Raw genomic sequence first — 23,469 nt, forward strand, 5'->3', positions numbered from 1 at the left:
GGCGTTCTCACAGTGCGATTCGGTTCATGTAGTTGCTAAAGGCCTGCAGGTAACGCGGGATCGGAATCAGGAAGGCGTCGTGGCCCTGCGGTGCATCGATCTCCAGGTAGCAGACGTCTTTTTTGGCGGCCATCAGCGCATCCACCAGCTCACGGGAGCGGGCCGGCGAGAAGCGCCAGTCGGTAGTGAATGACATCACGCAGAACTTGGCCGTGGCGTGCTCGAAGGTTTTCGCCAGGTCGTCGTCGTGGTTGGCCGCCGGGTCGAAGTAGTCCAGGGCCTTGGTCATCAACAGGTAGGTGTTGGCATCAAAACGTCCGGAGAATTCTTCACCCTGATAGCGCAGGTAGCTTTCCACCTGGAACTCGACGCTGTGGAAGTCGTAGTTGAGCTTCTCGCTCTTGAGGCCGCGACCGAATTTTTCGCCCATGGAATCATCGGACAGGTAGGTGATATGCCCCACCATCCGCGCCAGCATCAGGCCGCGCTTGGGGATCACGCCGGCTTCCTGGAACGAACCGCCGTGGAACTCGGGGTCGGTGAGGATGGCCTGGCGTGCCACTTCGTTGAAGGCGATGTTCTGCGCCGACAGCTTGGGCGCCGAGGCGATAGCCAGGCAGTGGCGCACGCGGTCCGGGTAGCTGATGGTCCATTGCAGCGCCTGCATACCGCCCAGGCTGCCACCAATGACTGCGGCCCACTGGTGGATGCCCAGCAGGTCGGCCAGGCGTGCCTGGCTGTGTACCCAGTCTTCTACGGTCAACACCGGGAAGTCCGCGCCGAATGGCTTGCCGGTGTCCGGATTGAGGCTGCTGGGGCCGGTGGAGCCATTGCAGCCGCCGAGGTTGTTGAGGCTGACGACGAAGAACTTGTTGGTGTCGATGGGCTTGCCGGGGCCGATGCAACTGTCCCACCAGCCGGGTTTGCGCTCGTCAACGCTGTGGAAACCGGCGGCGTGGTGGTGGCCGGACAGGGCGTGGCAGATCAGCACGGCGTTGCTCGCCGTGGCGTTCAGTTGGCCGTAGGTTTCGTAGATCAGGTCGTAGGCAGGCAACGAACGGCCGCAGGCCAGGGCCAGCGGTTCGCTGAAGTGCGCCACTTGAGGCACGACCAGTCCAACAGAATCGGGGGGGAAGGCAGCTGGCATCGACCCTGCTCTCGTTTAAATGAGGCGTAAGTCTAAAGAGCGGGGACCCTAGCGGCAAGCAATGGTCTGTACCAGTACGCAGATACAAAATGTGGGAAGGGTTGATGTGGGAGCCGGGCTTGCCCGCGATGCAGGCACCGCGGTTTTCAGACACACCGAGGTGATGCTATCGCAGGCAAGCCAGCTCCCACACAAGCCAGCTCCTATAGGGGCTACGGCATTCAGATCAGGCCGAACAGCTCTTTGGGCATGTAGGCAAAGTACGCCAGGCGTGGAATCACCCAGCTCTGCAGCAACTGAATCACGATAAACGCAAAGATCGGCGAGATATCCAGGCCACCCAGGTTCGGGATCAGGCGACGGAAGGGTGCCAGCACCGGTTCGGTGATCTGAGCCACCAGTTCGGCACCCGGGCTACGGCTACCGGGTGCGACCCACGAGAGAATCACGCTGATGATCATCGACCAGAAAATGATCTTCAGGAACAGCGAGAAAATACCGATCAGGCCCCACGGCAACAGCAGCACGGTGAACGCCTGGTAGCCGTTGAGCATCAGGATCACCACGAACAGCAGGATCTGCAGCAGCAACGCCAGCACCAGCGACGACATGTCCAGGCCGAACAGGCTCGGGATCACCCGGCGCAGTGGCTTGAGCAGCGGTTGGGTGGCCTTGACTACGAACTGGCACAACGGGTTGTAGAAGTTCGCCCGCACCAGTTGCAGGATAAAGCGCATCAGCACGATCAGCAGGTACAGGCTGCCCAAGGTCTGAATGATGAAAATGGCAGCGTCATTGATTCCGAGCATGTTTGATTACCTTGGTAAGGGACGACTATTTGCCCAGTTGCTCAGCCATCTCGGCCGAACGATGTGCCGCGGCACCCAGTGCTTTTTCCACCAGGGCCTCAAAGCCCCCGGCCTGGAATGATTCAATGGCGGCTTGCGTAGTGCCGCCCGGCGACGTTACCCGCCGGCGCAGTTCGGCGGCATCGACATCGCTGCCGACAGCCATTTTCGCGGCGCCCAGGGCCGTTTGCTCAGCCAGTTGTTCGGCAACGTCGTGGGGCAGGCCCAGCTTGACGCCAGCGGCGGTCATGGCCTCGATCAACAGGAAGAAGTAGGCCGGGCCGCTGCCAGAAACGGCGGTGACCGCATCCAGTTGCTGCTCCTGTTCCAGCCATACGGCAAGGCCCACCGCAGACAGCAACTCCTGAGCCTGGTCACGCTGCTGCGCGCTGACTTCAGCGGTGGCGTACAAACCGCTTACGCCCTGGCGCAGCAACGCTGGGGTATTGGGCATGCAACGTACGATCGGCTGGTCACCGAGCCAGGCTTTCATGCTGGCACAGGTGATGCCGGCGGCAATGGACACCACCAATTGATGCGGCAGCAGGCTTGGACGCAGGCTCTCGCACACGGCCTTCATGGCCTGGGGCTTGACCGCCAGCACGATCACATCGACGCCGTGGATGGCTTCGGCGTTATCGGCAAAGGTTTCAATGCCGTGTTCGGCGCTGACCCGTTCGCGGGTTTCGTCACCCGGGTCGCTGGCGCGGATCTGTTCGGCGTCCAGGCCCTTGGCCCGCAGGCCACCGATCAGGCTGGCCGCCATGTTACCGGCGCCGATAAAGGCAATACGCGTGTTGCTCATGACAGGTCCTTATTTTCGAGGGAAGTCAGCCATTTTGCGGCTGGCCGTAGTCGCGGGCGCCAAACAGGGCGGTACCGATCCGCACCCAGGTGGCGCCTTGGGCGATGGCCGACTCAAGGTCATGGCTCATGCCCATGGAAAGTGTGTCCAGCGCCAGGTTCAAGCTGGCTTGCAGGTCGCGTACGCTGGCAAACGCCGCATCCTGTGCGGCCCGGTCTTTAGTCGGCTCGGGGATCGCCATCAGGCCGCGCAGCTTCAAGCGCGGCAGGGCGCTGATCGCGTTGGCCAGGGCTGGCAGGTCGGCCGGCGTACAGCCGGATTTGCTGGCCTCGCCACTGACATTGACCTGGATGCAGATATTCAGCGGCGGCAGGTCGGCCGGGCGTTGTTCGGACAGGCGTTGTGCGATTTTCAGGCGGTCCACAGAATGCACCCAGGCGAAGTTCTCGGCGATGGCGCGAGTCTTGTTCGATTGAATGGGGCCGATGAAGTGCCAACTCAAGGGCAGGTCGGTTAAATCCGCCTGTTTGCCCAAGGCTTCCTGCAGGTAGTTCTCGCCAAAATCGCGCATCCCGGCGGCATAGGCGTCGCGCACGGCTTGTGCGGGTTTGGTCTTGCTCACGGCCAGCAGGTGGATGCTGCTTGCGTCACGTTGCACGGCGTCGGCTGCGGCGCGGATGCGCTGGCTAACCAGGCCGATGTTGTCTGCTATCGTCGACATTCAAGATGCGCCCGTGGATATGGAGTCCGCGGCATTCTACTGGAAATGGAAAGCCCTATGGATATCACGCAATTGCTGACGGCCAGCGTAAGCCGTGGCGCCTGTGACCTGCATTTGTCGGCCGGCCTGGCGCCGATGGTGCGAGTCGATGGCGAGGTCTGGCCGATGGATGAGCCGGTGCTGAGCGCAGCGCAACTGGTCGATCTGGTGAGCCCTTTGTTGAATAAACACCAACAAAAGGATTTCGAAACATCTCTTGAAACGGATTTTGCCTTCGAATTGCCGGGAGTCGCACGCTTTCGGGCGAACGTGTTCCGCCAGAATCGCGGTATAGGCGCGGTGTTTCGTGCCATCCCGACCGAGGTCCAGAGCCTGGAAGACCTTGGGTTGGGCGAGGTATTCCAGCGTATGGCTCAGTTCCCCCGTGGCCTGGTGCTGGTCACCGGGCCTACGGGTTCGGGCAAGTCCACGACGCTGGCGGCGATGATCGATTATCTGAACCGGCACCGGCGCCAGCACATCCTCACGCTTGAAGACCCCATCGAATTTATCCACAGGCCGAAACTGGCCCTGATCACCCAACGGCAGGTGCACCGCGACACCCACAGCTTCTGCGTGGCCCTGCGCTCGGCCCTGAGGGAAGACCCTGATGTGATCCTGGTAGGCGAATTGCGCGACCTGGAAACCATCCGCCTGGCCTTGACGGCAGCTGAGACCGGGCACCTGGTGTTTGGCACCCTGCACACTTCATCGGCTGCAAAGACTGTAGACAGGCTGGTGGACGTCTTCCCGGCCGGGGAAAAGGCCATGGTCCGCTCGATGTTGTCGGAGTCGTTGCAGGCGGTGGTGTCTCAGGTACTGGTGAAGAAGGTCGGCGGCGGCCGTGTGGCCGCCCATGAAATCATGCTGGGCACGCCGGCGATTCGCAATCTGATCCGTGAAGACAAGGTGGCGCAGATGGTTTCGGCAATTCAGACCGGTGGCGCGTTGGGGATGAAGACCCTGGATATGAGTTTGAAGACGTTGGTCGGCGCGGGGCTGGTCAGCCGGGAAGAGGCGCGGGAGAAGGCGAGGGTGCCTGCAGATATCTAAAACGCACAGATACTCATGTGGGAGCTGGCTTGCCTGCGATAGCGGGCTGTCAGGCGCTCTCTCTGCCAACTGACACACCGTCATCGCAGGCAAGCCAGCTCCCACATTTGATTGCATTTCAAATGGGGAGCTTCAGTGGCGCCTGGCTTAGCGCTGCACGATCCGCAGGTTGCTGTTCTGCTCTTTAGGCAGCACACGCTTGGCAATCACGTAGTTCTTGTCCCAGAACGGCTTTTTCAGCGTGTCGATGCTCACCGACTTGCCACGACGCGGCGCGTGGATAAAACGGTCGTTGCCCAGGTAGATGGCTACGTGATTGACCTGGCGGCTCTTGAGCTTGAAGAACAACAAGTCGCCGGGCTTCAGGTCTTTGCGATCAACCTTCAAGCCGTGGCCGGCAGCCATGGCGTTGGAAGTGCGTGGCAAATCCACGGCTTTTACATCGTTGAATGCATATTTCACCAGGCCGCTGCAGTCGAACCCTTTACTTGGGCTGCTACCGCCCCAACGATAAGGAGTACCCAGCACGTTGACGGCACGGCTGAGGACGTTGCTGCTTTGCTTGGTGTTGACAGCCATCAGGCCGGGTGTTGCTTTACCGTGTGCCTTGCTCAGTTGAGTCGGGCGGTTGACGGTCAGCTTTACCGATTTGGCCTTGGTGGTTGTGCTGTGGACTTTAGGGGTGAAACCATTGACGTTCGGAAGTCGTTGCTCACGATTGGTGGCGTGGGCGGCCAGTGGCATTAATAGGCAGATGGTCAGCCATGTCTTGAAAAATGGTCGCATTAGGCGTGGCTCTTATGGGTTTGCGCGCAACTTTATAACAGCTTTTTGTGTCGTTCTCAGGCCGTTTGTCGACTGAACCTTGGGGTCAAATCCAGGAAAAACGCGACGAATTGCCGCAATTGTCCTACACAAGTCAGGTGGCATAAGGCTTTGAGGACAGGAAGATACCATTTGCCGTACGTCGGGCGCTCGTAAAAAAGTCACAAAGAAAATGAAAAAATTTATCTATCGAAGCAAAAGAGGTACTCCATGAACACCTATCAACAGGTTGGTCAGCAGCAAGATACCCATAGCAAGGTGATCGGTTACCTGCTGTGGATTTTCGGTTTTACCGGGGCGCATCGCTTTTATTACGGCAAACCCGTGACCGGCACGATCTGGTTTTTTACCTTCGGCCTGCTGGGCATTGGTTGGTTGATCGACGTATTCCTCATCCCGGCCATGGACCGTGAAGCCGACCTGCGTTTTACCGCCGGGCCTATCGAATACAACGTCGCGTGGATCCTGTTGGCGTTCCTGGGCCTGTTCGGTGTGCACCGTATGTACCAGGGCAAATGGATCACCGGCCTGATCTACCTGCTGACCGGCGGTTTGTTCCTGATTGGGGTGCTGTATGACTTCTGGACGTTGAATACGCAGATCTCGATCCGCAATGCCGAGCGCAATAACGGCCGCTGATCTCTCGGCCCTATAGAGAACAAAATGTGGGAGGGAGCAAGCCCCCTCCCACATTTTTTACTGCGCTCACTCTAGACCGGTTTCAGGCCTGGTAAGTGATCCGCCCATCCATCAAGGTGTACCGCACCGTCGCCGGCAGGCTGTGGCCAATGAACGGGCAGTTTTCACCCTTGGACAACCAATGCTCCCCTGCCACCGTCGAGCTGCCCAGGTCAAACAGCACCAGGTCCGCTGGCGAACCGACTTCAAGCTTGCCCGCCGGCAAGCGCAGAGCGTCGGCCGGGCCGGCGCTCAGGCGGGACAATAGCGTCGGCAGGTCGAGCAAGCCGTCTTCCACCAAGGTCATTGCCAGCGGCAACAACAACTCCACGCTACTGATACCCGGCTCGGTCGCGCCAAATGGCGCCAACTTGGCGTCACGCTCGTGAGGCTGGTGATGGCTGGAAATCGCTGACACCACCCCCGACTTCACCGCCGCACGCAAACCGTCACGGTCGGCCTTGGTACGCAGTGGAGGCTGCACGTGATACAGGCTGGAGAAGTCGATCAGCGCCTCATCCGTCAGGATCAATTGGTACAGCGCCACATCCGCCGTCACCGGCAAGCCACGGGCCTGGGCCTGGGCGATCAGGGCAACGCCGCGGGCGCTGGTCAGCTGGCTGAAGTGTGCGCGTACGCCGCTTTGCTCCACCAGCAACAGGTCACGGGCCAGGGCCACGGTTTCGGCGGTTTCCGGGATGCCCGGCAGGCCGAGGAAGCTGGCGACTGCCCCTTCATGGGCCAGGCCGCCTTCGGCCAGGTCGCGGTCCTGGGAGTGGAAGATCACCGTCAGGTCGAAGGTGGCCGCGTATTCCAGGGCACGGCACAGCGTGCGGGTGCTGCGAAAACTTTCCAGGCCGTTGCTGAAGGCCACGCAACCGGCATCGCGCAGTGCGATCAGTTCGGCCAGTTGTTCGCCATCCAGGCCTTTGCTCAAGGCGCCGACGGGAAACACCTTGCAATTGCCGGCTTCACGGGCGCGGTCCAGGATCAGCTCGGTCACCGCCGAAGTGTCCAGCACCGGCTTGGTGTTCGGCGGGCAGCACAGGCTGGTCACGCCACCGGCCGCAGCGGCCTGGGTTTCGCTGTTGATGTTGCCTTTGCGGCTGTAGCCCGGCTCGCGCAGGGCGACGTTCAGGTCCACCAGCCCGGGCGCGGCCACCAGGCCCTTGGCGTCGATGCTTTCGATGGCGTTGAAGCCGGCAGGTGCGGCGCCAATGGCGATGATCTTGCCGGCGTCCAGATAAAGATCGGTAACTTGGTCCAGGCCACTGGCTGGATCGATGACTCGGGCGCCGAGAATGCTGAGCTTCACTGGGCCTGCTCCTGCTCGAATTGACGTTGCGCGGTCTGCCCGCTCATGGCCATGGACAGCACGGCCATGCGTACCGCGATGCCGTAGGTCACTTGGTTCAAGATCACCGACTGCGGGCCATCGGCCACCGCCGACTCAATCTCCACCCCGCGGTTGATCGGCCCCGGGTGCATCACGATGGCATCCGGCTTGGCCCCGGCCAAACGTGCGGTGGTCAGGCCGAACAGGCGGTAGAACTCGCCTTCGCTGGGCAGCAAGCCACCAGCCATGCGCTCGCGTTGCAGGCGCAGCATGATCACCACGTCCACATCCTTGAGGCCCTCGGCCATGTCGGTGTAGACCTTCACGCCATACTGTTCGATGCCGATGGGCAGCAGGGTTTTCGGCGCGATCACGCGGATATCCGGGCAGCCCAGGGCTTTGAGGGCCAGCATGTTCGAGCGTGCTACACGGGAGTGCAGGATGTCGCCGACGATGGCCACCGAGAGGTTTTCAAAGCTGCCCTTGTGCCGACGGATGGTGAGCATGTCGAGCATGCCCTGGGTCGGGTGGGCGTGGCGGCCGTCGCCGCCGTTGATGACCGCTACCTGCGGGCACACATGCTCGGCGATGAAGTGCGCGGCGCCGGAGTCGCCGTGGCGTACCACGAACATGTCGGCGGCCATGGCTTCGAGGTTGCGCAGGGTGTCGAGCAGGGTCTCGCCCTTGCTCGCCGACGAGGTGGACACGTTCAGCGTGATCACGTCGGCCGATAGCCGCTGGGCTGCCAGTTCAAAGGTGGTGCGGGTGCGGGTGGAGTTCTCGAAGAACACATTGCAGATAGTCTTGCCGCGCAGCAGCGGGACCTTCTTCACCGCGCGGCCGCCGACTTCAAGGAACGAGTCGGCGGTGTCGAGGATTTCGGTGAGCAGTTCGCGGGGCAAACCGTCGAGGGACAAGAAATGTTGCAACTGGCCCTGAGCATTGAGCTGCAGCGGGCGCTTGGCATCTAGAGGCGTCATCGCGGGGACTCTGTACAAGGCGGTTTAAAGGGCAAGGTCTTGCAGTTCGAGTTCGAGCGGCGTGGGACCGGACAATTTTACCCGCTGCCGGGCTTGCAAAGACAGTGTTGCACCTACGACATCCGGGCTGATCGGCAATTCGCCAGCATCCAGGTCCAGCAGGCAGACCAACGTAATGCTGGCCGGGCGCCCGTAATCGAACAGTTCGTTCATGGCGGCGCGTATGGTACGGCCGCTCATCAGGACGTCATCGATCAGGATCAGGTGCTGGCCCTCAACCTCGAATGGCAGGGCCGAAGGTTGCACCTGTGGGTGCAGGCCGTTCTGGCTGAAGTCGTCGCGGTAGAAGGACACGTCCAGCGTACCCAGGGGCGAATCGCTGCCCAGTTCTTCCAGTAACGCCTGGGCTACCCAGACACCGCCGGTGCGGATGCCGATAAAGCGCGGTTCGCTGATGCCGCGGTGTTCCAGGTGCGCCTTGAGGCGTAATGCCATCTGGCTGATCAGTTCGGCGGGATTGGGCAGGCTCATGGGGGCTCCTTTTTAAGTGTGTAGGCGCAAGCTTGCTCGCGAAAAACTCATGGGTACCGCGTTCATCCAGCCTTCACGCGGTATCGTTAACGTTCTTCGCGGGCAAGCCCGCTCCCACAGGATCGCGGCGGGTCAGGATTCAAATAAAGCGGTGTTTTCATCCAGCCAACCCTGCAACAGCAAGGCGGCGGCGATGGCGTCCACGGGGTTGTCGCGGTAACTGCCCTTCTGCCCGCCGCGGTCACGACGCTCACCCTTGGCTTCAAAGGTGGTCAGGCGCTCATCGTGGGTATAGAAGGGCAGGTTGTAGCGGCCATTGAGGCGGCGCGCGAATTTTTCGGCGCGCAGGCACATGTCGCTGGGGGTGCCATCCATGTTCAGGGGCAGGCCGACCACCACAGCGTCGGGCTTCCACTCTTTGATAAGGGCTTCAACCTGGTTCCAGTCCGGTATGCCGTTCTGGGCCTTCAAGGTGCACAGCTCGCGGGCCTGGCCGGTAATAACCTGGCCGACCGCTACGCCGATCTGTTTAGTGCCGTAGTCAAAACCCAGGATCAGACGCAAGGCCATCAGGCGTGCCCCGCCTGGCTGGTCAACAGGCTGAGGTTGACCCGCAGCTTGGCGGCGGCAGCATCAAGGCGCAGTTCGCTGGCGGTGTTGAACAGGATGTCGGCGTCGAACGGGCAGGTCAGCCAGGCATTGCTCGCCAGCTCGGCCTCCAGTTGCCCGGCTTCCCAACCGGCGTAGCCCAGGGTAATCAGGCTTTGCTCAGGGCCGACGCCATCGGCGATCGCGAACAGCACGTCCTGAGACGTGGACAGTGACACGCCCTCAAGATCCACCGTGGCCTGGTATTGCGGCCCGGTGGGGTGCAACACAAAGCCGCGATCGGTCTGCACCGGCCCGCCGATATAGATCGGCACATCCTGGCAGCGGGTCGGTGGGTCGAGTTCCGGGCGCAATTGCTCAAGGATATCGGCCAGGCTCAGCTCCTGTGGACGGTTGACCACCAGCCCCATGGCACCATTGGCCGTGTGCTCGACGATATAGGTCAAGGTCTGCGCAAAGTTCGGGTCGGCCATATGGGGCATGGCGATCAGGAATTGGTGCTTGAGGTAGGTCGGGCTGACGTTTTTCATGTCCGCTAGTGTGGCGTTGGAGGGGCGAACTGACAAGTGTAGGAGCGGTGTCAGTTGCTGGACAGCCGGTCGCCCTTGGCAAACTTCCAGGTGCGGATGATTTCCAGGCGGTCCACGTCATTCAAGTCGCCGCTGAACGGCGCAAAAGGCGCGGCCAGGCGCACGATGCGCTGGGCGGCCTGGTCCAGCAGCGGTTGGCCGGAGGACTCCAGCACCTGCACTTCATAGAGCGAACCGTCACGGTTGATCGATACCAGCAAACGCAAGTTGCCATAAATCTGCTGACGCCGGGCTTCGTCCGGGTAATTGAGGTTGCCGATGCGCTCGACCTTCTTGCGCCACTCGTCTTTATACCAGGCGCCTTTGTCGCGCATGGTCGACGCGGCGTTCAGGCGGTAGATGCGCGGGCGCTTGGCATACAGCTGTTGTTCGTGGGCCAGTTCGGCTTCCAGGCTGGAAATTTCGTCGGACAGCGTCGAACTGTCGAAGGTTGGCGCGGGCTTCACCGGCTCGGGCTTGGGTTCAGTCCTGGTTTTTTCGCGCTGGGTCGGGGCCTTTTGCGGCTTGGGCGCAACGGTGGTCACGGCGGCCTTGGGCGTTGCCTGCTTGACCTCGGGCTTGGGCACCGGCGGCGGGGTGACCTTATTGACCTTGTTGTCCTGGAAGGGCGCTACTTCAGTGGTCTTGGGCACGGCTTTCTTGTCGAGCGTACCGCTGCCCTGCTGGTTGTCCTGGGCAAGAAAGTCGGCCTTTTCGGGCTTCTTCTCACTTTTGAACGTAGCGAGGGTGATTTCCAGGGTCTTGGTGATCTGCTTGGGCTCGACCATGGTGAAGCCCACGCCCAGCAACAAGGCGAGGTGAATCAATGCGGCGAGAAACAGGGTAAATCCGAGCCGATCAGCCGGGCGCACGCCTCTGTGGGTGAGTTCTGGGGGCAGATCGGACGGGAGTGTCATGACAAGAAAACCAACATCGCGCGTTTCACAGGTGGCGCATGATAACGCAATGTTGGTGTGTGTCCGGCTGTTCTATGTCACTTGGCTTGTAGCTTGCGCTCAATGGCGGCCATCAGCATTTCGCCGATGTTCGTGCCAAATGCATTGTCGATCTCGCGAATACAGGTAGGGCTGGTGACGTTGATTTCCGTGAGGTTCTCACCAATTACGTCGAGTCCGACAAACAGCAGACCTTTTTCGCGCAGGGTCGGGCCAACTTGAGCGGCGATCCAGCGGTCCTTGTCCGACAACGGCCGTGCTTCACCACGACCACCGGCCGCCAGGTTGCCACGGGTCTCGCCCGCTGCCGGGATGCGCGCCAGGCAGTAGTCCACCGGCTCGCCGTCGATCATCAGGATGCGCTTGTCGCCATCCTTGATCGCCGGCAGGTAAGCCTGGCCCATGATCTGCTGGGTGCCCAGCGCAGTCAGGGTTTCGAGGATCACCGACAGGTTCGGGTCGCCAGCGCGGTGGCGGAAGATCGAAGTGCCGCCCATGCCGTCCAGCGGTTTGAGGATCACATCGCCATGCTTGGCAGCGAATTCACGCAGTACATCGGCGCGGCGGCTGACCACGGTCGGCGGCGTGCACTGCGGGAACAGGGTGGCAAACAGCTTTTCATTGCAGTCGCGCAGGCTCTGCGGCTTGTTGACGATCAACACGCCGGCGCATTCGGCCTGTTCCAGCAAGTAGGTGGAGTACACAAACTCCATGTCGAACGGCGGATCCTTGCGCATCAGGATCACATCGAGGTCGCTCAGGGGGCTGTCGATTTCATCCGAAAGCTCGAACCATTTCTCGGGGTTGGCGAATACCTGCAACGGACGCATCCGCGCCCGCGCCTCGCCGTCGCCCTGGTACAGGTCGCGCTGTTCCATATAGAACAACGTCCAGCCGCGGGCCTGGGCGGCCAGGAGCATGGCCAGCGAGCTGTCCTTTTTATAGGAAATGCTGGCGATTGGGTCCATGACAATGCCGACGCGAACGCTCATGGGGGATTTCCTCTAGCAAATTAGGGCGCATAAAAGTGGCGTCAGAGTGGCGCTGTGGTTGTTGTGGGTCAAGGAAAAACCACCGGGTGGGTGCCTCGATAGATTGCGCCCGGAGACTGTGCTAAAAAGACTGCCACGGCGTAGCAGCCCTTGAATTCCAAGGCTTGCGGCGCTCGTCCTGTGCAACATCAGGCAGTACACACCGAAAACCGATTCGCTGTGGCGATGGTAGAGCAGATATGGAACAGCATTCCAACGCCTTGAGAGTGATGGTGATCGACGATTCGAAAACGATCCGCCGCACCGCCGAGACACTGTTGAAGAACATGGGGTGCGAGGTCATCACCGCCATCGACGGTTTCGATGCCCTGGCGCGGATTGTGGATCATCACCCGCACATTATCTTTGTCGACATCATGATGCCGCGCCTGGATGGCTACCAGACCTGCGCCCTGGTGAAGAACAACCCGGCGTTCAAGGCGATCCCGGTGATCATGTTGTCCTCCAGGGATGGCCTGTTCGACAAGGCCAAGGGGCGCATCGTGGGTGTCGATCAATTTTTGACCAAGCCTTTCAGCAAGGAAGAACTGCTGGGTGCGATCAAGGCCTATGTGCCTGCCTTCGCCGCAGTAGAACAAGCACACTGACGCCACCTCACAAGGGCCGGCGCCGACCAATGTAGTGGGGAAAACCATGGCACGTGTTCTGATCGTCGACGACTCGCCGACCGAAATGTACAAACTGACCGGCATGCTGGAAAAGCACGGCCATCAAGTCCTGAAAGCCGAAAACGGCGCGGACGGCGTAGCGCTGGCTCGTCAGGAAAAGCCCGACGCCGTGTTGATGGACATCGTGATGCCGGGCCTCAACGGCTTCCAGGCCACCCGCCAGTTGTCCAAGGAGCCGGAAACCAACGGTATTCCGATCATCATCATCACCACCAAGGACCAGGAAACCGACAAGATCTGGGGTGCACGCCAGGGCGCCAAGGATTACCTGACCAAGCCGGTGGACGAAGACACACTGATCGCCACCCTGAACAAGGTACTGGCCGGCTAAAGGCTCGCGATCATGACCGAGTCGCAAACCGCCTTCGAGCTGCTGCTGGACATCGACCGCCGTTGCCGCCTGCTGGCCGCCGACCTGCCGTCCCAGGAAACCCGCCTGCAACGCTGGAGCGGTATCGGCTTTCGCCTGGGGCCACACTGGTACGTGGCGCCCATGGGCGAGGTCGCCGAGGTGTTGCATGAACCGCGCTGCACCTTGATGCCGGGGGTCAAACCCTGGGTCAAGGGCGTGGCCAACCTGCGCGGGCGCTTGCTGCCGGTGCTGGACCTGGGCGGTTTCCTTGGCCTTGAGTTATCCAAGGCGCGCAAGCAAAGGCGGGTGCTGGTCGTGGAGTTCAATGACGTGTTTGTCGGGCTGCTGGTAGACGAAGTGGTCGGTATGCAGCACTTCCCATTGGATGCCTGGATGGCCAGCACCGCGTCCGGCGCGCCGTTTATCCAGGGCCAGTTCGACGGCGACCCGCAGTGGCAAGTCTTCAGCCCCTTCGCTTTGGCCCAGGCCCCTGGCTTCATGGATGTCGCCGCATGAGCACCGTTACTACGCCCAAACCCCAGGCCGCTTCGCGCAGCCGTTCGCAGATCATTGTGCTGTTTATCGCCTTGATCGTGTTCATCATGTTGCTGTTCGCCAACTTTGCGTACCTCAACACCCAGTCCACCTACGACAAGCAGTACATCGGCCACGCCGGTGAGCTGCGCGTGCTGTCCCAGCGCATTGCCAAGAACGCCACCGAAGCCGCCGCCGGCAAGGCCGCCGCGTTCAAGCTGCTGGGCGAGGCGCGCAACGATTTTGCCCAGCGCTGGGGCTACCTGAAAAAGGGTGATCCGCAAACCGGCTTGCCCGCCGCACCCAGCGCGGTGCGCGCCGAAATGCGTGCCGTGCAGACCGACTGGGAAGCGCTGCTGAAAAACACCGATGCGATCCTCGCCAGCGAGCAGACCGTTCTGTCCCTGCACCAGGTGGCTGCGACCCTGGCCGAAACCGTGCCGCAACTGCAAATGGAGTCGGAAAAAGTCGTCGATATCCTGCTGCAACGCGGCGCCCCGGCCAGCCAGGTGGCGTTGGCCCAGCGCCAGTCGCTGCTGGCCGAACGGATCCTGGGGGCGGTCAACACCGTGCTTGCGGGCGATGAAACCGCCGTGCAGGCTGCCGATGCCTTCGGTCGCGACGCCAACCGTTTTGGCGTGGTGCTCAACGGTATGCTCAACGGCAACCCCGGGCTGCGTATCACTCAGGTCGAAGACCCTGACGCCCGTACGCGGCTGGTGGAGATTGCCGAGCTGTTCGAGTTTGTCTCAGGCTCCGTGGATGAAATCCTCGAAACCTCGCCGCAGTTGTTCCAGGTGCGGGCTTCGGCGAGCCATATCTTCAACCTGTCGCAAACCCTGCTCGATGAAGCCTCGCACCTGGCCACCGGTTTTGAAAACCTCGCCGGCGGGCGCAGTTTCGACACCATCGGCGGCTATCTGCTGGGCCTGCTGGCGCTGGCCTCGATCATCCTGATCGGCTTGGTGATGGTGCGCGAGACCAACCGCCAACTGCGTGAAACCGCCGAGAAGAACGAGCGCAATCAGAACGCGATCATGCGCCTGCTGGATGAAATCGAAGACCTGGCCGACGGCGACCTCACTGTCACCGCCTCGGTTACCGAAGACTTCACCGGCACCATCGCCGATTCGATCAACTATTCCGTGGATCAATTGCGTGACCTGGTCGCCACCATCAACCTGACGGCCGGGCAAGTCGCCGGTGCGGTGCAAGACACTCAGGCCACCGCCATGCACCTGGCCCAGGCGTCGGAACATCAAGCGCAGCAGATTGCCGAAGCGTCTACCGCGATCAACCAGATGGCGCAGTCGATCGACCAGGTATCGGCCAACGCCGCCGAGTCCTCAGCGGTGGCAGAGCGCTCGGTTGAGATCGCCAACAAAGGCAACGAGGTGGTGCACAACACCATCCATGGCATGGACAACATTCGCGAACAGATCCAGGACACCGCCAAGCGCATCAAGCGCCTGGGCGAGTCATCCCAGGAAATTGGCGACATCGTCAGCCTGATCGACGACATTGCCGACCAGACCAATATCCTCGCCCTCAACGCCGCGATCCAGGCCAGCATGGCAGGCGATGCCGGGCGCGGTTTTGCGGTGGTGGCCGATGAGGTGCAACGCCTGGCCGAGCGCTCGTCGGCGGCCACCCGGCAGATCGAAACTCTGGTGCGGGCGATCCAGGCCGACACCAACGAAGCAGTGATCTCCATGGAGCAGACCACCTCCGAGGTGGTGCGCGGCGCACGCCTGGCCCAGGATGCCGGGGTCGCGCTGGAAGAGATCGAAGGCGTGTCGAAAACCCTGGCGGCGCTGATCCAGAGCATTTCCAATGCGGCGCAGCAGCAGACGTCTTCGGCCGGGCAGATTTCCCTGACCATGAATGTGATCCAGCAGATCACCACACAGACGTCGTCGGGGTCGACCGCGACCGCCGAGAGCATTGGTAACCTGGCGAAGATGGCCAGTCAGTTGCGCAGGTCGGTGTCGGGTTTCACCTTGCCGCCACCCAAGCAGGTGGACGATTGAAATACGACCTGAAGAACGCAACAGTCCAATTGTGGGAGCTGGCTTGCCTGCGATAGCGGTCTGTCAAATACAGATGTATTGCTGACCCACCGCTATCGCAGGCAAGCCAGCTCCCACATTGGATCTCCATTGTTTGTGAGATACCAGCAACCCACGAATTCTAAGCGGAGCAGTTATGGTTGATCGGCACGACTACGTGGCCCTCGAATGGGTCAAGGGCGACATTGCCGAAACCCTGAAACAGGCCCGTTCGGCGCTGGACGCTTACGTTGAAACCGGCGACGGCGACACCCTCGACAATTGCCTGGCCGGGATCCACCAGGTGCATGGCGCGCTGCAAATGGTCGAGTTCTACGGCGCGGCGCTGTTGGCCGAAGAGATCGAGGAACTGGCCCTGGCGCTCCAGACCGGTCGCGTCAGCCAGCGCGAAGAAAGCATCCGCCTGCTGCAACAGGCCCTCGGCCAGTTGCCGCTGTACCTGGATCGCGTACACAGCGCCCGCCGCGACCTGCCGCTGGTGGTACTGCCGCTGCTCAACGACCTGCGCACTGCGCGGGGTGAAAGCCTGTTGTCTGAAACCAGCCTGTTCAGCCCGCAACTGCTGTCGATCGCGCCGCTGCCTGATGAAACACTGGCCCAACGAGCAACGCCGCAGTTGCATGAGCAGTTGCGCCAATGGCACCCCTTGCTGCAACAAGCCCTCGCCGGGTTGCTGCGTGAAGACCACGGCCCGAGCAACCTGGAAGATATGGCGCGGGTGTTCGCACGCCTTGAGGCGTTGTGCCAGGGCGCGCCGTTGTTACCGCTGTGGCAGGTGGCGTCGGCACTGGTCGAGGGCATGTTGACCGGCGTGGTCGCCAACAGCCCGGCGCTGCGCAGCCTGCTCAAGGCCAGCGGCAAACAACTCAAGCGCCTGCTGGCCCAGGGCATTGACGGCATCAATCAGCCTGCGCCGGATGAGCTGCTCAAAAGCCTGTTGTTTTACGTGGCCAAAGTCACCCGGCCGACGCCGCGCATGCAAAGCCTTAAAGAGCGCTATGGCCTGGATGAAGCTTTGCCCGACAGCGCCGTGGTCGACGCCGAGCGTGCGCGCATGGCCGGGCCGGACCGCAATGCCATGGGGTCGGTGCTCGGTGCCTTGTGTGAGGAGCTGGTGCGGGTCAAGGAGCGCCTCGATCTGTTCGTACGCAGCGACCGCCAGCACATCGACGAACTCGACGCACTGCTGGCGCCCCTGCGGCAGATCGCCGACACCCTCGCCGTACTGGGTTTTGGCCAGCCGCGCAAAGTGATCATCGACCAGTTGGCCGTCGTGCTGAGCCTGGCCCAGGGGCAACGCGAACCCAATGACGCGGTGCTGATGGACGTGGCAGGCGCGTTGCTCTACGTCGAAGCCACGCTGGCGGGCATGATCGGCACGGTGGAGCCGCAAAGCCGCGAAGAAAGCCGGCTGCCCACCACCGACCTGACCCAGATCCATCAGTTGGTGATTGCTGAATCCTGCCAGTGCCTCAAACAAGCCAAGGAACTGGTGATCGACTGCGTCGAAGCCCATTGGGACCGCCAGCGTCTGGAATCCTTGCCGCAATTGCTGAGCCAGGTGCGTGGCGCGCTGGCGATGATCCCTTTGCCGCGTGCGGCGAGCCTGATGCGCGGCTGCACCGATTATGTCGACGAGCAGTTGATGATCAGCGACGTCGCGCCTTCGCCGGTGCAATTGGAGCAGTTCGCCGATGTGATCAGCAGCCTGGAGTATTACCTGGAACGCATGCTCCAAGACCCTGACGCCGCTGGCGAGCGTGTGCTGGAGCGGGCCACCCAAAGCCTGGCGGCGCTGGGTTATCTGCCGGCCGAAAAACCCTGGCGCCAGGCATTGATCGCGCCCGATGGCGCACTGTCGACCGAACAGGCACCGAGCCAATCCCAATTTGACGCACTGGCAAGCCCCACGTCAGGCCTTAATCCTCCTGCCCTGCAACGCCCCGGCAGTCTGCTGCCACCGCCGGCGGGTGAAGAGCCGATTGACGATGAGCTGCGCGAAGTCTTCCTCGAAGAAACCGACGAAGTTCTCGACGTGCTGCACCGCAACCTGCCCAACAGTGCGGACAAAACCGCCCAGGGCGAAATGCGCCGTGCCTTCCATACGTTGAAGGGCAGCGGTCGCATGGTCCGTGCCCTGGTGCTGGCCGAACTGGCCTGGGCCGTGGAAAACCTGCTCAACCGTGTGTTGGAACGCAGCGTCGCCCTTGGCGCCGAGGTGCAGCAGGTGCTGGATGAGGCCGTGGCTGTGCTGCCGGAATTGATCGCCGATTTTGCCATCGACGACCAACGCCAGCGCGACGAAGTCGACGCCCTGGCCGCCCGCGCCCATGCCTTGGCCAGTGGCGCGGCAACAACCGCTGGCGAGCCCCATGACCCGATGCTGATGGAGATCTTCCGCAACGAAGCCCAGAGCCATCTGGACAGCCTCAACCACTTCCTGCACCACGCCGCCGAACAGGTGCCGTTGCAGGTCAGTGATGAACTGCAACGCGCCCTGCATACGCTCAAGGGCAGTGCCTACATGGCCGGGGTGTTGCCCATCGCGGAACTGGCGCGCCCCCTCGACCACCTGACCCGCGAATACAAGGCCCATCGCTTGCCCCTGGACCTGGACGAAGTAGAGTTGCTGCTGGAAGCCGAAGGGCTGTTCCAGCGTGGCCTGCGCGACCTGGACAGCGATCCCCTGGCACCCATCCAGGGCGCAGCGGATCTGATCAGACGCACCCAAAGCCTGTTGGACCAGCAGCTTGCAGCGCTGCTCGAAGCCCCTGGCAGCGGCCTGCCGATCAAGCGCGATCGGCATCTGATCACCAACTTCCTGGCCCAGGGCATGGACATTCTGCTCGACGCCGACAACCTGTTGCGCCGCTGGCAGCAACATCCCGGCGAACGCCAGGAACTGACCGCCTTGCTGGATGAGCTGACCACGTTGGGGGAGGGCGCGCACATCGCCGACCTGCACGCCATCGACGCGTTGTGCGAGGCCTTGCTCGACCTGTATGGCGCTGTGGAAGAAAGCAGCCTGGCGGTCAGCGAGCGGTTTTTCCATGAGGCGGAACAGGCCCATGAGGCGCTGATCAACATGCTCGACCAACTGGCTGCCGGCCAGGAAATCAGCCCGGCACCTGCGCGGGTACAAGCCTTGCACGCGTTGCTGGATGACGCGCTGGACCCGTCCGCCACCGGCCTGATCAAAAGCGACGGCAGCCGCGCCCTGAGCATTTCGGAACTGGGTGCTGCCACTGCGCAGTTGGATCAGCAAACAGCCATGGATGATGAGATTGTCGACATCTTTCTTGAGGAGGCCGTGGATATCCTCGACAGTGCCGGGCAGTCCCTCAAGCGCTGGTTGCTGGAGCCCGAAAGCGCCGCGCCGTTGTCCTCACTGCAACGGGACCTGCACACCCTCAAGGGCGGTGCGCGCATGGCCGAAATCGACCCGGTGGGTGACTTGGCCCATGAGCTGGAGTGCCTGTACGAGGGCCTGGTGGACCGCCGCTACAGTTACACCCCCGAGCTGTCCCAGGTGCTGATGGCCAGCCACGAACGGTTGGCTTTGCAACTGGAAGAACTGCAACAGCAGCAGCCTTTGAGCGACGCTGCCGAGCTGATCGCCAAACTGCGTGAGCTGCGCCAGAACAGCGCGCCGGCGACTCCGGCTGCGGCGGCGCCGGCCTCAGGTGCAGACCCTGAATTGCTGGATATCTTCCTCGAAGAGGCCGCCGATATCCTCGACAGTTCAGGCAGCGCGTTGCTGCGCTGGCAGGCCGAGCCGGGCAACCGCCAGGAAGTCGAAACCCTGCTGCGTGACCTGCACACCCTCAAGGGCGGGGCGCGCATGGTAGAGATCGGGCCGATTGGCGATTTGGCCCATGAGCTGGAGTTTCTCTACGAGGGGCTATCCGCCGGGTTGCTGGCGCCGACCCCAGAGCTGTTTGCGCTGCTGCAAGGTTGCCATGATCGTTTGGCACAGATGGTCGACGCTGTAGCGGATGGGCTGCCGGTGGGGGCGGTGGACAAACTTATCGAGCGCATCAAAAGCCTGGTGCACCCCAGTGTAGAGCCGGTGGTGCCCGTGGCGTTGCCTGCGGGCAAGGCTGAAGCGGTGGTCGACCCCGCAGCCGACATGGTGAAAATCTCCGCCGAACTGCTCGACGACCTGGTTAACCTCGCCGGTGAAACCTCGATTTTCCGTGGCCGTATCGAGCAGCAAGTCAACGATGCGCGCATTGCATTGAATGAAGTGCAAACCACCATCGAGCGGATGCGCGATCAATTGCGCCGGCTCGACAGCGAAACCCAGGGGCGCCTGCTCAGCCGTCAGCAGGCCGAGGCCGAACGCCTGGGCTACGAAGAGTTTGACCCACTGGAAATGGATCGCCATTCGCAGTTGCAGCAGCTGTCCCGCGCGCTGTCCGAATCGGCCTCCGACCTGCTCGACCTCAAGGACACCCTGGAGCAGCGTCATCAGGATGCCCACGATTTGCTCCAGCAACAGGCGCGCATCAACACCGAATTGCAGGAGGGTCTGATGCGCACGCGCATGGTGCCTTTCGAGCGGATGCTGCCACGCCTCAAGCGCATCGTGCGCCAAGTGGCGCAAGAGCTGGGCAAGGACGTGGAGTTCATCGTCGGCAATGCCGAAGGCGAGATGGACCGCAACGTGCTCGAACGCATGGCGGCGCCACTGGAACATATGCTGCGCAATGCCGTCGACCACGGTCTGGAATCGCGTGAGGTGCGGTTGCAGGCGGGCAAGCCGGAAAAGGGGCGCATTACCCTGGACCTGACCCACGAAGGCGGCGACATCGTCTTCGACATGCGTGACGACGGCGCCGGCGTGCCCCTTGAAGCGGTGCGGCGCAAGGCGATCAAGCGCGGCCTGCTCGGCCCGGATCAAACCATCAGCGACCGCGACGTGCTGCAGTTCATCCTGCAGCCGGGCTTTTCCACGGCAGAAAAAATCACCCAGATCTCCGGGCGCGGCGTGGGCATGGACGTGGTGCACGAAGAAGTGCGTCAGCTCGGCGGCTCGATGGTGATCGACTCGACCCCAGGCGTGGGCGTGCACTTTCGTATTCGCCTGCCGTTTACCGTGTCGGTCAACCGTGCGTTGATGGTGCAATGCGCAGACGACCAGTACGCAATTCCCCTCAACACCCTTGAAGGCCTGGTGCGCGTACTGCCCCACGAACTGGCCGGGCACTACCAGCAAGATCCGCCGCATTATGAATACGCCGGCCAGCGCTACGAGTTGTTTTACCTGGGTGATCTGCTGCACACCGTCAGCCGCCCGAAACTGCTCGGCCAATACCAACCGCTGCCGGTGTTGCTGGTGCATTGCAATGAACGGCGCGTAGCGGTGCATGTGGACGCCATGGCCGGCACCCGCGAGATCGTGGTCAAGGGCCTGGGGCCGCAGTTTGCCGGGGTACAGGGCGTGCCCGGTGCGACCATCCTCGGTGATGGCCGCGTGGTGTTGATCATTGACCTGCTCGCGCATATCCGCGCCCGCCAACCGGCCTTGCCGGCCCAGGCAGTGGATGTGTCACTGGTCCTCAACGACCCGCTGAAAAAACGCCCGCTGCTGGTACTGGTGGTGGACGACTCGGTCACCGTGCGCAAAGTCACCAGCCGCCTGCTGGAGCGCAATGGAATGAACGTGCTTACCGCCAAGGACGGCATTGATGCCCTCGCGGTGCTTGAAGAACACACCCCGGACCTGATGCTGCTCGACATCGAAATGCCGCGCATGGACGGCTTCGAAGTGGCCATCCAGATCCGCAACGACCCGCGCCTGATGCGCCTGCCGATCATCATGATCACCTCGCGCACCGGCCAGAAACACCGCGACCGCGCCATGGCCATTGGCGTCAACGACTACCTCGGCAAGCCGTACCAAGAGTCGGTGCTGCTGGAAAGCATCGCCTACTGGAGCAAGTCCCATGCTTGACCACCGCGCCAGCCAACTCACCGGCCTGCTGCTGCCCCTGGCCGACCGCCACCTGGTGCTGCCCAACGTGGCCATCGCAGAGCTGATCGACTTCCAGCGCGGCGAACCGGCCAGCGATGCACCGCCGTGGTACCTGCGGCAAGTGACCTGGCGTGATCGGCAAATCCCCTTGATCAGCTTTGAAGCCGTGTGCGGTGAAGCCAGCGTGACCGGCGAACGCTCGCGGATCGTGGTGTTGAATGCGTTGGGGGGCAGGCCCACGTTGAAATTCATTGCGCTGGTTATTCAGGGCATTCCCCGCTCGTACAAACTCGATAGCGAGTTGAGCTATGTGGATGTGCCGCTGTGCCCGCTGGAACTGGCGGCAGTGCAGGTAGGGGAGCAGGTGGCGAAGGTGCCGGATTTGATGGGGTTGGAGGCGCTGTTGGTTGAGTCCGGCCTGGCCTGAACATAAGCCTTGTGAAATTCCAATGTGGGAGCTGGCTTGCCTGCGATAGCGGTGGGTCAGCAATACATCTGTATTTGACAGACCGCTATCGCAGGCAAGCCAGCTCCCACACTGAATTGTGCTTGGCCCAAGATCTCAATCAATCCGCGCAAACCGCTCAATTACCGGTTGCTCCCGATGCTCGGCCTGCCATAAGTCGTAGGCACTTTGCATCGACAACCATAACTGGGCTTTACTCACGCCAGCCCGTTCCAACCGAACGGCAAGGTCCGGGCTGATCGGGGCGTGGCCATGCAAGATCCTTGAAAAAGTCTCGCGGGCGAAGCCAAGACGTCGCGCCATCTCGGTAATGGTGATGCCCAAGGCTGGGATAACGTCCTCAAGTAAAATTTCACCTGGGTGAGTTGGGTTGTGCATCGGCATGTTGGTACGTCCTTCGACTATGGGCATTCAACCGCGAAGGCTAGAAGGACCAGTTCCAAGCAACAACCCCAAAACGCTGTATGAAATTTCCTGCGCGCCCTTCGACATAAAAGGCTTCGGATTTTTCCTGCAAGATTTTGGGCCGCGCATGAACTTGTGGTGAGAGGTCCGCACGCCTAGTCTTCGTCCCGTCATCGCAAAAAACGGTGACACGGACGTGCAAGTCCGGTTACATGTCGGCGCACCAACGCCCATAGCCATTCAACGGGCGTTTTTTATGCCTGCTGTACTCGTTATGGCGGCTGTGCGTGGGAGACTCTTCGGAGTCTGCCGGGGTCCGATATGCCCGGTCTTGCACACCTGCGCACAGCTGCCACCTTGATTCGCGTGCAAGCGGAAGAGGGCAGCTTCCATCACATATCGGAGCTGTAAATCATGATCAAACCTACCCCCAATCCACCCCTTTTCACCGTCAACCCCCACCAAACCACCGAAACCCTGCTGGTCAACGCCAGTGAAACCCTGTCCTCCCTCAACGCACTCACCTGCAACCTGGCCTTTGACCTGGACACTTCCCAGCGCGCCATCATGCTCGGGATTCAGCAAATGGCAGAGTTTGGTCAGTTGTTGGTCGATAGGGCACTTGAGCAAATCAGCCATTCGCCGGAATTTTCAAACGGTCCCAAATAGGGACTGATCGGTCCTTGTTTGGGACCGATATCTAACAAGCAACACTGAGCAAATGTGGGAGGGGGCTTGCTCCCGATAGCGGTGTGTCAGTTGACAAACTTATTGCTGACCCACCGCAATCGGGAGCAAGTCGAATCGTCGCACCGCCCCTCCCACATTTTCAGCTTCGTTACTCCAGGC

22 protein-coding genes are annotated in these 23,469 nt (G+C 61.5%); 9 read left to right on the plus strand and 13 right to left on the minus strand.

Features of this window, described 5'->3' with window-relative positions; all coding sequences use genetic code 11:
- Positions 1-7 precede the first annotated feature (7 nt).
- The 4 genes from E3O56_RS05355 to E3O56_RS05370 form a co-directional block, all read right to left on the minus strand.
- Complete coding sequence (locus E3O56_RS05355; protein ID WP_005792271.1) at positions 8-1,147, minus strand: homoserine O-acetyltransferase; 1,140 nt, start codon at positions 1,145-1,147, stop codon at positions 8-10.
- A gap of 221 nt (positions 1,148-1,368) precedes the next feature.
- Complete coding sequence (locus E3O56_RS05360; RefSeq protein WP_003195087.1) at positions 1,369-1,956, minus strand: YggT family protein; 588 nt, start codon at positions 1,954-1,956, stop codon at positions 1,369-1,371.
- Positions 1,957-1,981: 25 nt separating this feature from the next.
- Complete coding sequence (gene proC / locus E3O56_RS05365) at positions 1,982-2,800, minus strand: pyrroline-5-carboxylate reductase (protein WP_148854567.1); 819 nt, start codon at positions 2,798-2,800, stop codon at positions 1,982-1,984.
- 25 nt (positions 2,801-2,825) lie between these two features.
- A complete protein-coding gene (locus E3O56_RS05370; protein ID WP_032878930.1) occupies positions 2,826-3,521 on the minus strand; it encodes a YggS family pyridoxal phosphate-dependent enzyme in 696 nt (231 codons plus the stop codon).
- A gap of 57 nt (positions 3,522-3,578) precedes the next feature.
- Here E3O56_RS05370 and E3O56_RS05375 point away from each other — a divergent pair, with 57 nt between their 5' ends.
- Positions 3,579-4,613 (plus strand): type IV pilus twitching motility protein PilT, encoded by a 1,035-nt coding sequence (locus E3O56_RS05375; RefSeq protein ID WP_248127951.1) that lies wholly within the window; start codon positions 3,579-3,581, stop codon positions 4,611-4,613.
- 147 nt (positions 4,614-4,760) lie between these two features.
- Here the strand turns inward: E3O56_RS05375 and E3O56_RS05380 are convergent, their stop codons facing one another.
- Entirely contained in the window at positions 4,761-5,399 is a 639-nt protein-coding gene (locus E3O56_RS05380) for a C40 family peptidase (RefSeq protein ID WP_005792265.1), read from the minus strand.
- 249 nt (positions 5,400-5,648) lie between these two features.
- On the opposite strand from E3O56_RS05380, the gene E3O56_RS05385 reads away from it, so the two are divergent.
- Positions 5,649-6,077: a TM2 domain-containing protein gene (locus tag E3O56_RS05385; RefSeq protein WP_032878933.1), complete on the plus strand. Its 429-nt coding sequence runs from the start codon at positions 5,649-5,651 to the stop codon at positions 6,075-6,077.
- An 82-nt stretch (positions 6,078-6,159) separates the two neighbouring features.
- Here E3O56_RS05385 and E3O56_RS05390 read toward each other — a convergent pair whose 3' ends face one another.
- From E3O56_RS05390 to gshB, 7 genes are all read right to left on the minus strand, one after another.
- A complete protein-coding gene (locus E3O56_RS05390) occupies positions 6,160-7,431 on the minus strand; it encodes a dihydroorotase (protein ID WP_228309078.1) in 1,272 nt (423 codons plus the stop codon).
- The gene (locus tag E3O56_RS05395; protein WP_032878936.1) at positions 7,428-8,432 is read right to left on the minus strand and encodes an aspartate carbamoyltransferase catalytic subunit; all 1,005 of its coding nucleotides are present in this window, start codon (positions 8,430-8,432) and stop codon (positions 7,428-7,430) included. Before E3O56_RS05395 ends, E3O56_RS05390 begins: the two co-directional genes overlap by 4 nt.
- Positions 8,433-8,456: 24 nt before the next feature.
- Positions 8,457-8,963, minus strand: coding sequence for a bifunctional pyr operon transcriptional regulator/uracil phosphoribosyltransferase PyrR (pyrR, locus tag E3O56_RS05400; protein ID WP_005792260.1), 507 nt, complete (start codon positions 8,961-8,963; stop codon positions 8,457-8,459).
- A gap of 132 nt (positions 8,964-9,095) precedes the next feature.
- Positions 9,096-9,533: a Holliday junction resolvase RuvX gene (gene ruvX, locus E3O56_RS05405; RefSeq protein WP_005792259.1), complete on the minus strand. Its 438-nt coding sequence runs from the start codon at positions 9,531-9,533 to the stop codon at positions 9,096-9,098.
- On the minus strand, positions 9,533-10,102 hold the full coding sequence (locus E3O56_RS05410) for a YqgE/AlgH family protein (protein ID WP_005792257.1): 570 nt from the start codon (positions 10,100-10,102) through the stop codon (positions 9,533-9,535). The genes ruvX and E3O56_RS05410 overlap by 1 nt, the downstream gene beginning before the upstream one ends.
- Positions 10,103-10,152: 50 nt before the next feature.
- Positions 10,153-11,058, minus strand: a complete 906-nt coding sequence (locus E3O56_RS05415; RefSeq protein ID WP_032878937.1) for an energy transducer TonB — start codon at positions 11,056-11,058, stop codon at positions 10,153-10,155.
- A 77-nt stretch (positions 11,059-11,135) separates the two neighbouring features.
- Complete coding sequence (gshB, locus tag E3O56_RS05420; RefSeq protein WP_248127952.1) at positions 11,136-12,089, minus strand: glutathione synthase; 954 nt, start codon at positions 12,087-12,089, stop codon at positions 11,136-11,138.
- 239 nt (positions 12,090-12,328) lie between these two features.
- Between gshB and pilG the strand changes: the two genes are divergently transcribed.
- The 6 genes from pilG (at position 12,329) to E3O56_RS05450 (ending at position 22,176) form a co-directional block, all read left to right on the plus strand.
- On the plus strand, positions 12,329-12,736 hold the full coding sequence (gene pilG / locus E3O56_RS05425; RefSeq protein WP_005792254.1) for a twitching motility response regulator PilG: 408 nt from the start codon (positions 12,329-12,331) through the stop codon (positions 12,734-12,736).
- A gap of 46 nt (positions 12,737-12,782) precedes the next feature.
- Positions 12,783-13,148, plus strand: a complete 366-nt coding sequence (pilH, locus tag E3O56_RS05430; protein WP_003234583.1) for a twitching motility response regulator PilH — start codon at positions 12,783-12,785, stop codon at positions 13,146-13,148.
- Positions 13,149-13,160: 12 nt separating this feature from the next.
- Positions 13,161-13,685, plus strand: coding sequence for a chemotaxis protein CheW (locus E3O56_RS05435; RefSeq protein ID WP_032878938.1), 525 nt, complete (start codon positions 13,161-13,163; stop codon positions 13,683-13,685).
- Complete coding sequence (locus E3O56_RS05440) at positions 13,682-15,733, plus strand: methyl-accepting chemotaxis protein (RefSeq protein ID WP_248127953.1); 2,052 nt, start codon at positions 13,682-13,684, stop codon at positions 15,731-15,733. Before E3O56_RS05435 ends, E3O56_RS05440 begins: the two co-directional genes overlap by 4 nt.
- Positions 15,734-15,908: 175 nt before the next feature.
- On the plus strand, positions 15,909-21,728 hold the full coding sequence (locus E3O56_RS05445; RefSeq protein WP_248127954.1) for an Hpt domain-containing protein: 5,820 nt from the start codon (positions 15,909-15,911) through the stop codon (positions 21,726-21,728).
- The gene (locus E3O56_RS05450; RefSeq protein ID WP_005792246.1) at positions 21,721-22,176 is read left to right on the plus strand and encodes a chemotaxis protein CheW; all 456 of its coding nucleotides are present in this window, start codon (positions 21,721-21,723) and stop codon (positions 22,174-22,176) included. The genes E3O56_RS05445 and E3O56_RS05450 overlap by 8 nt, the downstream gene beginning before the upstream one ends.
- 135 nt (positions 22,177-22,311) lie before the next feature.
- Here E3O56_RS05450 and E3O56_RS05455 read toward each other — a convergent pair whose 3' ends face one another.
- Positions 22,312-22,599: a HigA family addiction module antitoxin gene (locus tag E3O56_RS05455; RefSeq protein WP_148854559.1), complete on the minus strand. Its 288-nt coding sequence runs from the start codon at positions 22,597-22,599 to the stop codon at positions 22,312-22,314.
- A gap of 435 nt (positions 22,600-23,034) precedes the next feature.
- On the opposite strand from E3O56_RS05455, the gene E3O56_RS05460 reads away from it, so the two are divergent.
- Positions 23,035-23,289, plus strand: coding sequence for a DUF6124 family protein (locus E3O56_RS05460; RefSeq protein WP_103734239.1), 255 nt, complete (start codon positions 23,035-23,037; stop codon positions 23,287-23,289).
- The last annotated feature ends 180 nt before the right edge of the window (positions 23,290-23,469 follow it).

The organism is Pseudomonas sp. W2Aug9 (assembly GCF_023127755.1).
In the GTDB taxonomy this organism is placed as follows: domain Bacteria; phylum Pseudomonadota; class Gammaproteobacteria; order Pseudomonadales; family Pseudomonadaceae; genus Aquipseudomonas; species Aquipseudomonas synxantha_A.

What these genes read in the sequence shown, in the direction of transcription:
- E3O56_RS05355 (WP_005792271.1), bottom strand. Translation starts at nt 1,147, where the DNA reads ATGCCAGCTGCCTTCCCCCCCGATTCTGTTGGACTGGTCGTGCCTCAA.
- E3O56_RS05360 (WP_003195087.1), bottom strand. Translation starts at nt 1,956, where the DNA reads ATGCTCGGAATCAATGACGCTGCCATTTTCATCATTCAGACCTTGGGC.
- proC (WP_148854567.1), bottom strand. Translation starts at nt 2,800, where the DNA reads ATGAGCAACACGCGTATTGCCTTTATCGGCGCCGGTAACATGGCGGCC.
- E3O56_RS05370 (WP_032878930.1), bottom strand. Translation starts at nt 3,521, where the DNA reads ATGTCGACGATAGCAGACAACATCGGCCTGGTTAGCCAGCGCATCCGC.
- E3O56_RS05375 (WP_248127951.1), top strand. Translation starts at nt 3,579, where the DNA reads ATGGATATCACGCAATTGCTGACGGCCAGCGTAAGCCGTGGCGCCTGT.
- E3O56_RS05380 (WP_005792265.1), bottom strand. Translation starts at nt 5,399, where the DNA reads ATGCGACCATTTTTCAAGACATGGCTGACCATCTGCCTATTAATGCCA.
- E3O56_RS05385 (WP_032878933.1), top strand. Translation starts at nt 5,649, where the DNA reads ATGAACACCTATCAACAGGTTGGTCAGCAGCAAGATACCCATAGCAAG.
- E3O56_RS05395 (WP_032878936.1), bottom strand. Translation starts at nt 8,432, where the DNA reads ATGACGCCTCTAGATGCCAAGCGCCCGCTGCAGCTCAATGCTCAGGGC.
- pyrR (WP_005792260.1), bottom strand. Translation starts at nt 8,963, where the DNA reads ATGAGCCTGCCCAATCCCGCCGAACTGATCAGCCAGATGGCATTACGC.
- ruvX (WP_005792259.1), bottom strand. Translation starts at nt 9,533, where the DNA reads ATGGCCTTGCGTCTGATCCTGGGTTTTGACTACGGCACTAAACAGATC.
- E3O56_RS05410 (WP_005792257.1), bottom strand. Translation starts at nt 10,102, where the DNA reads ATGAAAAACGTCAGCCCGACCTACCTCAAGCACCAATTCCTGATCGCC.
- E3O56_RS05415 (WP_032878937.1), bottom strand. Translation starts at nt 11,058, where the DNA reads ATGACACTCCCGTCCGATCTGCCCCCAGAACTCACCCACAGAGGCGTG.
- gshB (WP_248127952.1), bottom strand. Translation starts at nt 12,089, where the DNA reads ATGAGCGTTCGCGTCGGCATTGTCATGGACCCAATCGCCAGCATTTCC.
- pilG (WP_005792254.1), top strand. Translation starts at nt 12,329, where the DNA reads ATGGAACAGCATTCCAACGCCTTGAGAGTGATGGTGATCGACGATTCG.
- pilH (WP_003234583.1), top strand. Translation starts at nt 12,783, where the DNA reads ATGGCACGTGTTCTGATCGTCGACGACTCGCCGACCGAAATGTACAAA.
- E3O56_RS05435 (WP_032878938.1), top strand. Translation starts at nt 13,161, where the DNA reads ATGACCGAGTCGCAAACCGCCTTCGAGCTGCTGCTGGACATCGACCGC.
- E3O56_RS05440 (WP_248127953.1), top strand. Translation starts at nt 13,682, where the DNA reads ATGAGCACCGTTACTACGCCCAAACCCCAGGCCGCTTCGCGCAGCCGT.
- E3O56_RS05445 (WP_248127954.1), top strand. Translation starts at nt 15,909, where the DNA reads ATGGTTGATCGGCACGACTACGTGGCCCTCGAATGGGTCAAGGGCGAC.
- E3O56_RS05450 (WP_005792246.1), top strand. Translation starts at nt 21,721, where the DNA reads ATGCTTGACCACCGCGCCAGCCAACTCACCGGCCTGCTGCTGCCCCTG.
- E3O56_RS05455 (WP_148854559.1), bottom strand. Translation starts at nt 22,599, where the DNA reads ATGCCGATGCACAACCCAACTCACCCAGGTGAAATTTTACTTGAGGAC.
- E3O56_RS05460 (WP_103734239.1), top strand. Translation starts at nt 23,035, where the DNA reads ATGATCAAACCTACCCCCAATCCACCCCTTTTCACCGTCAACCCCCAC.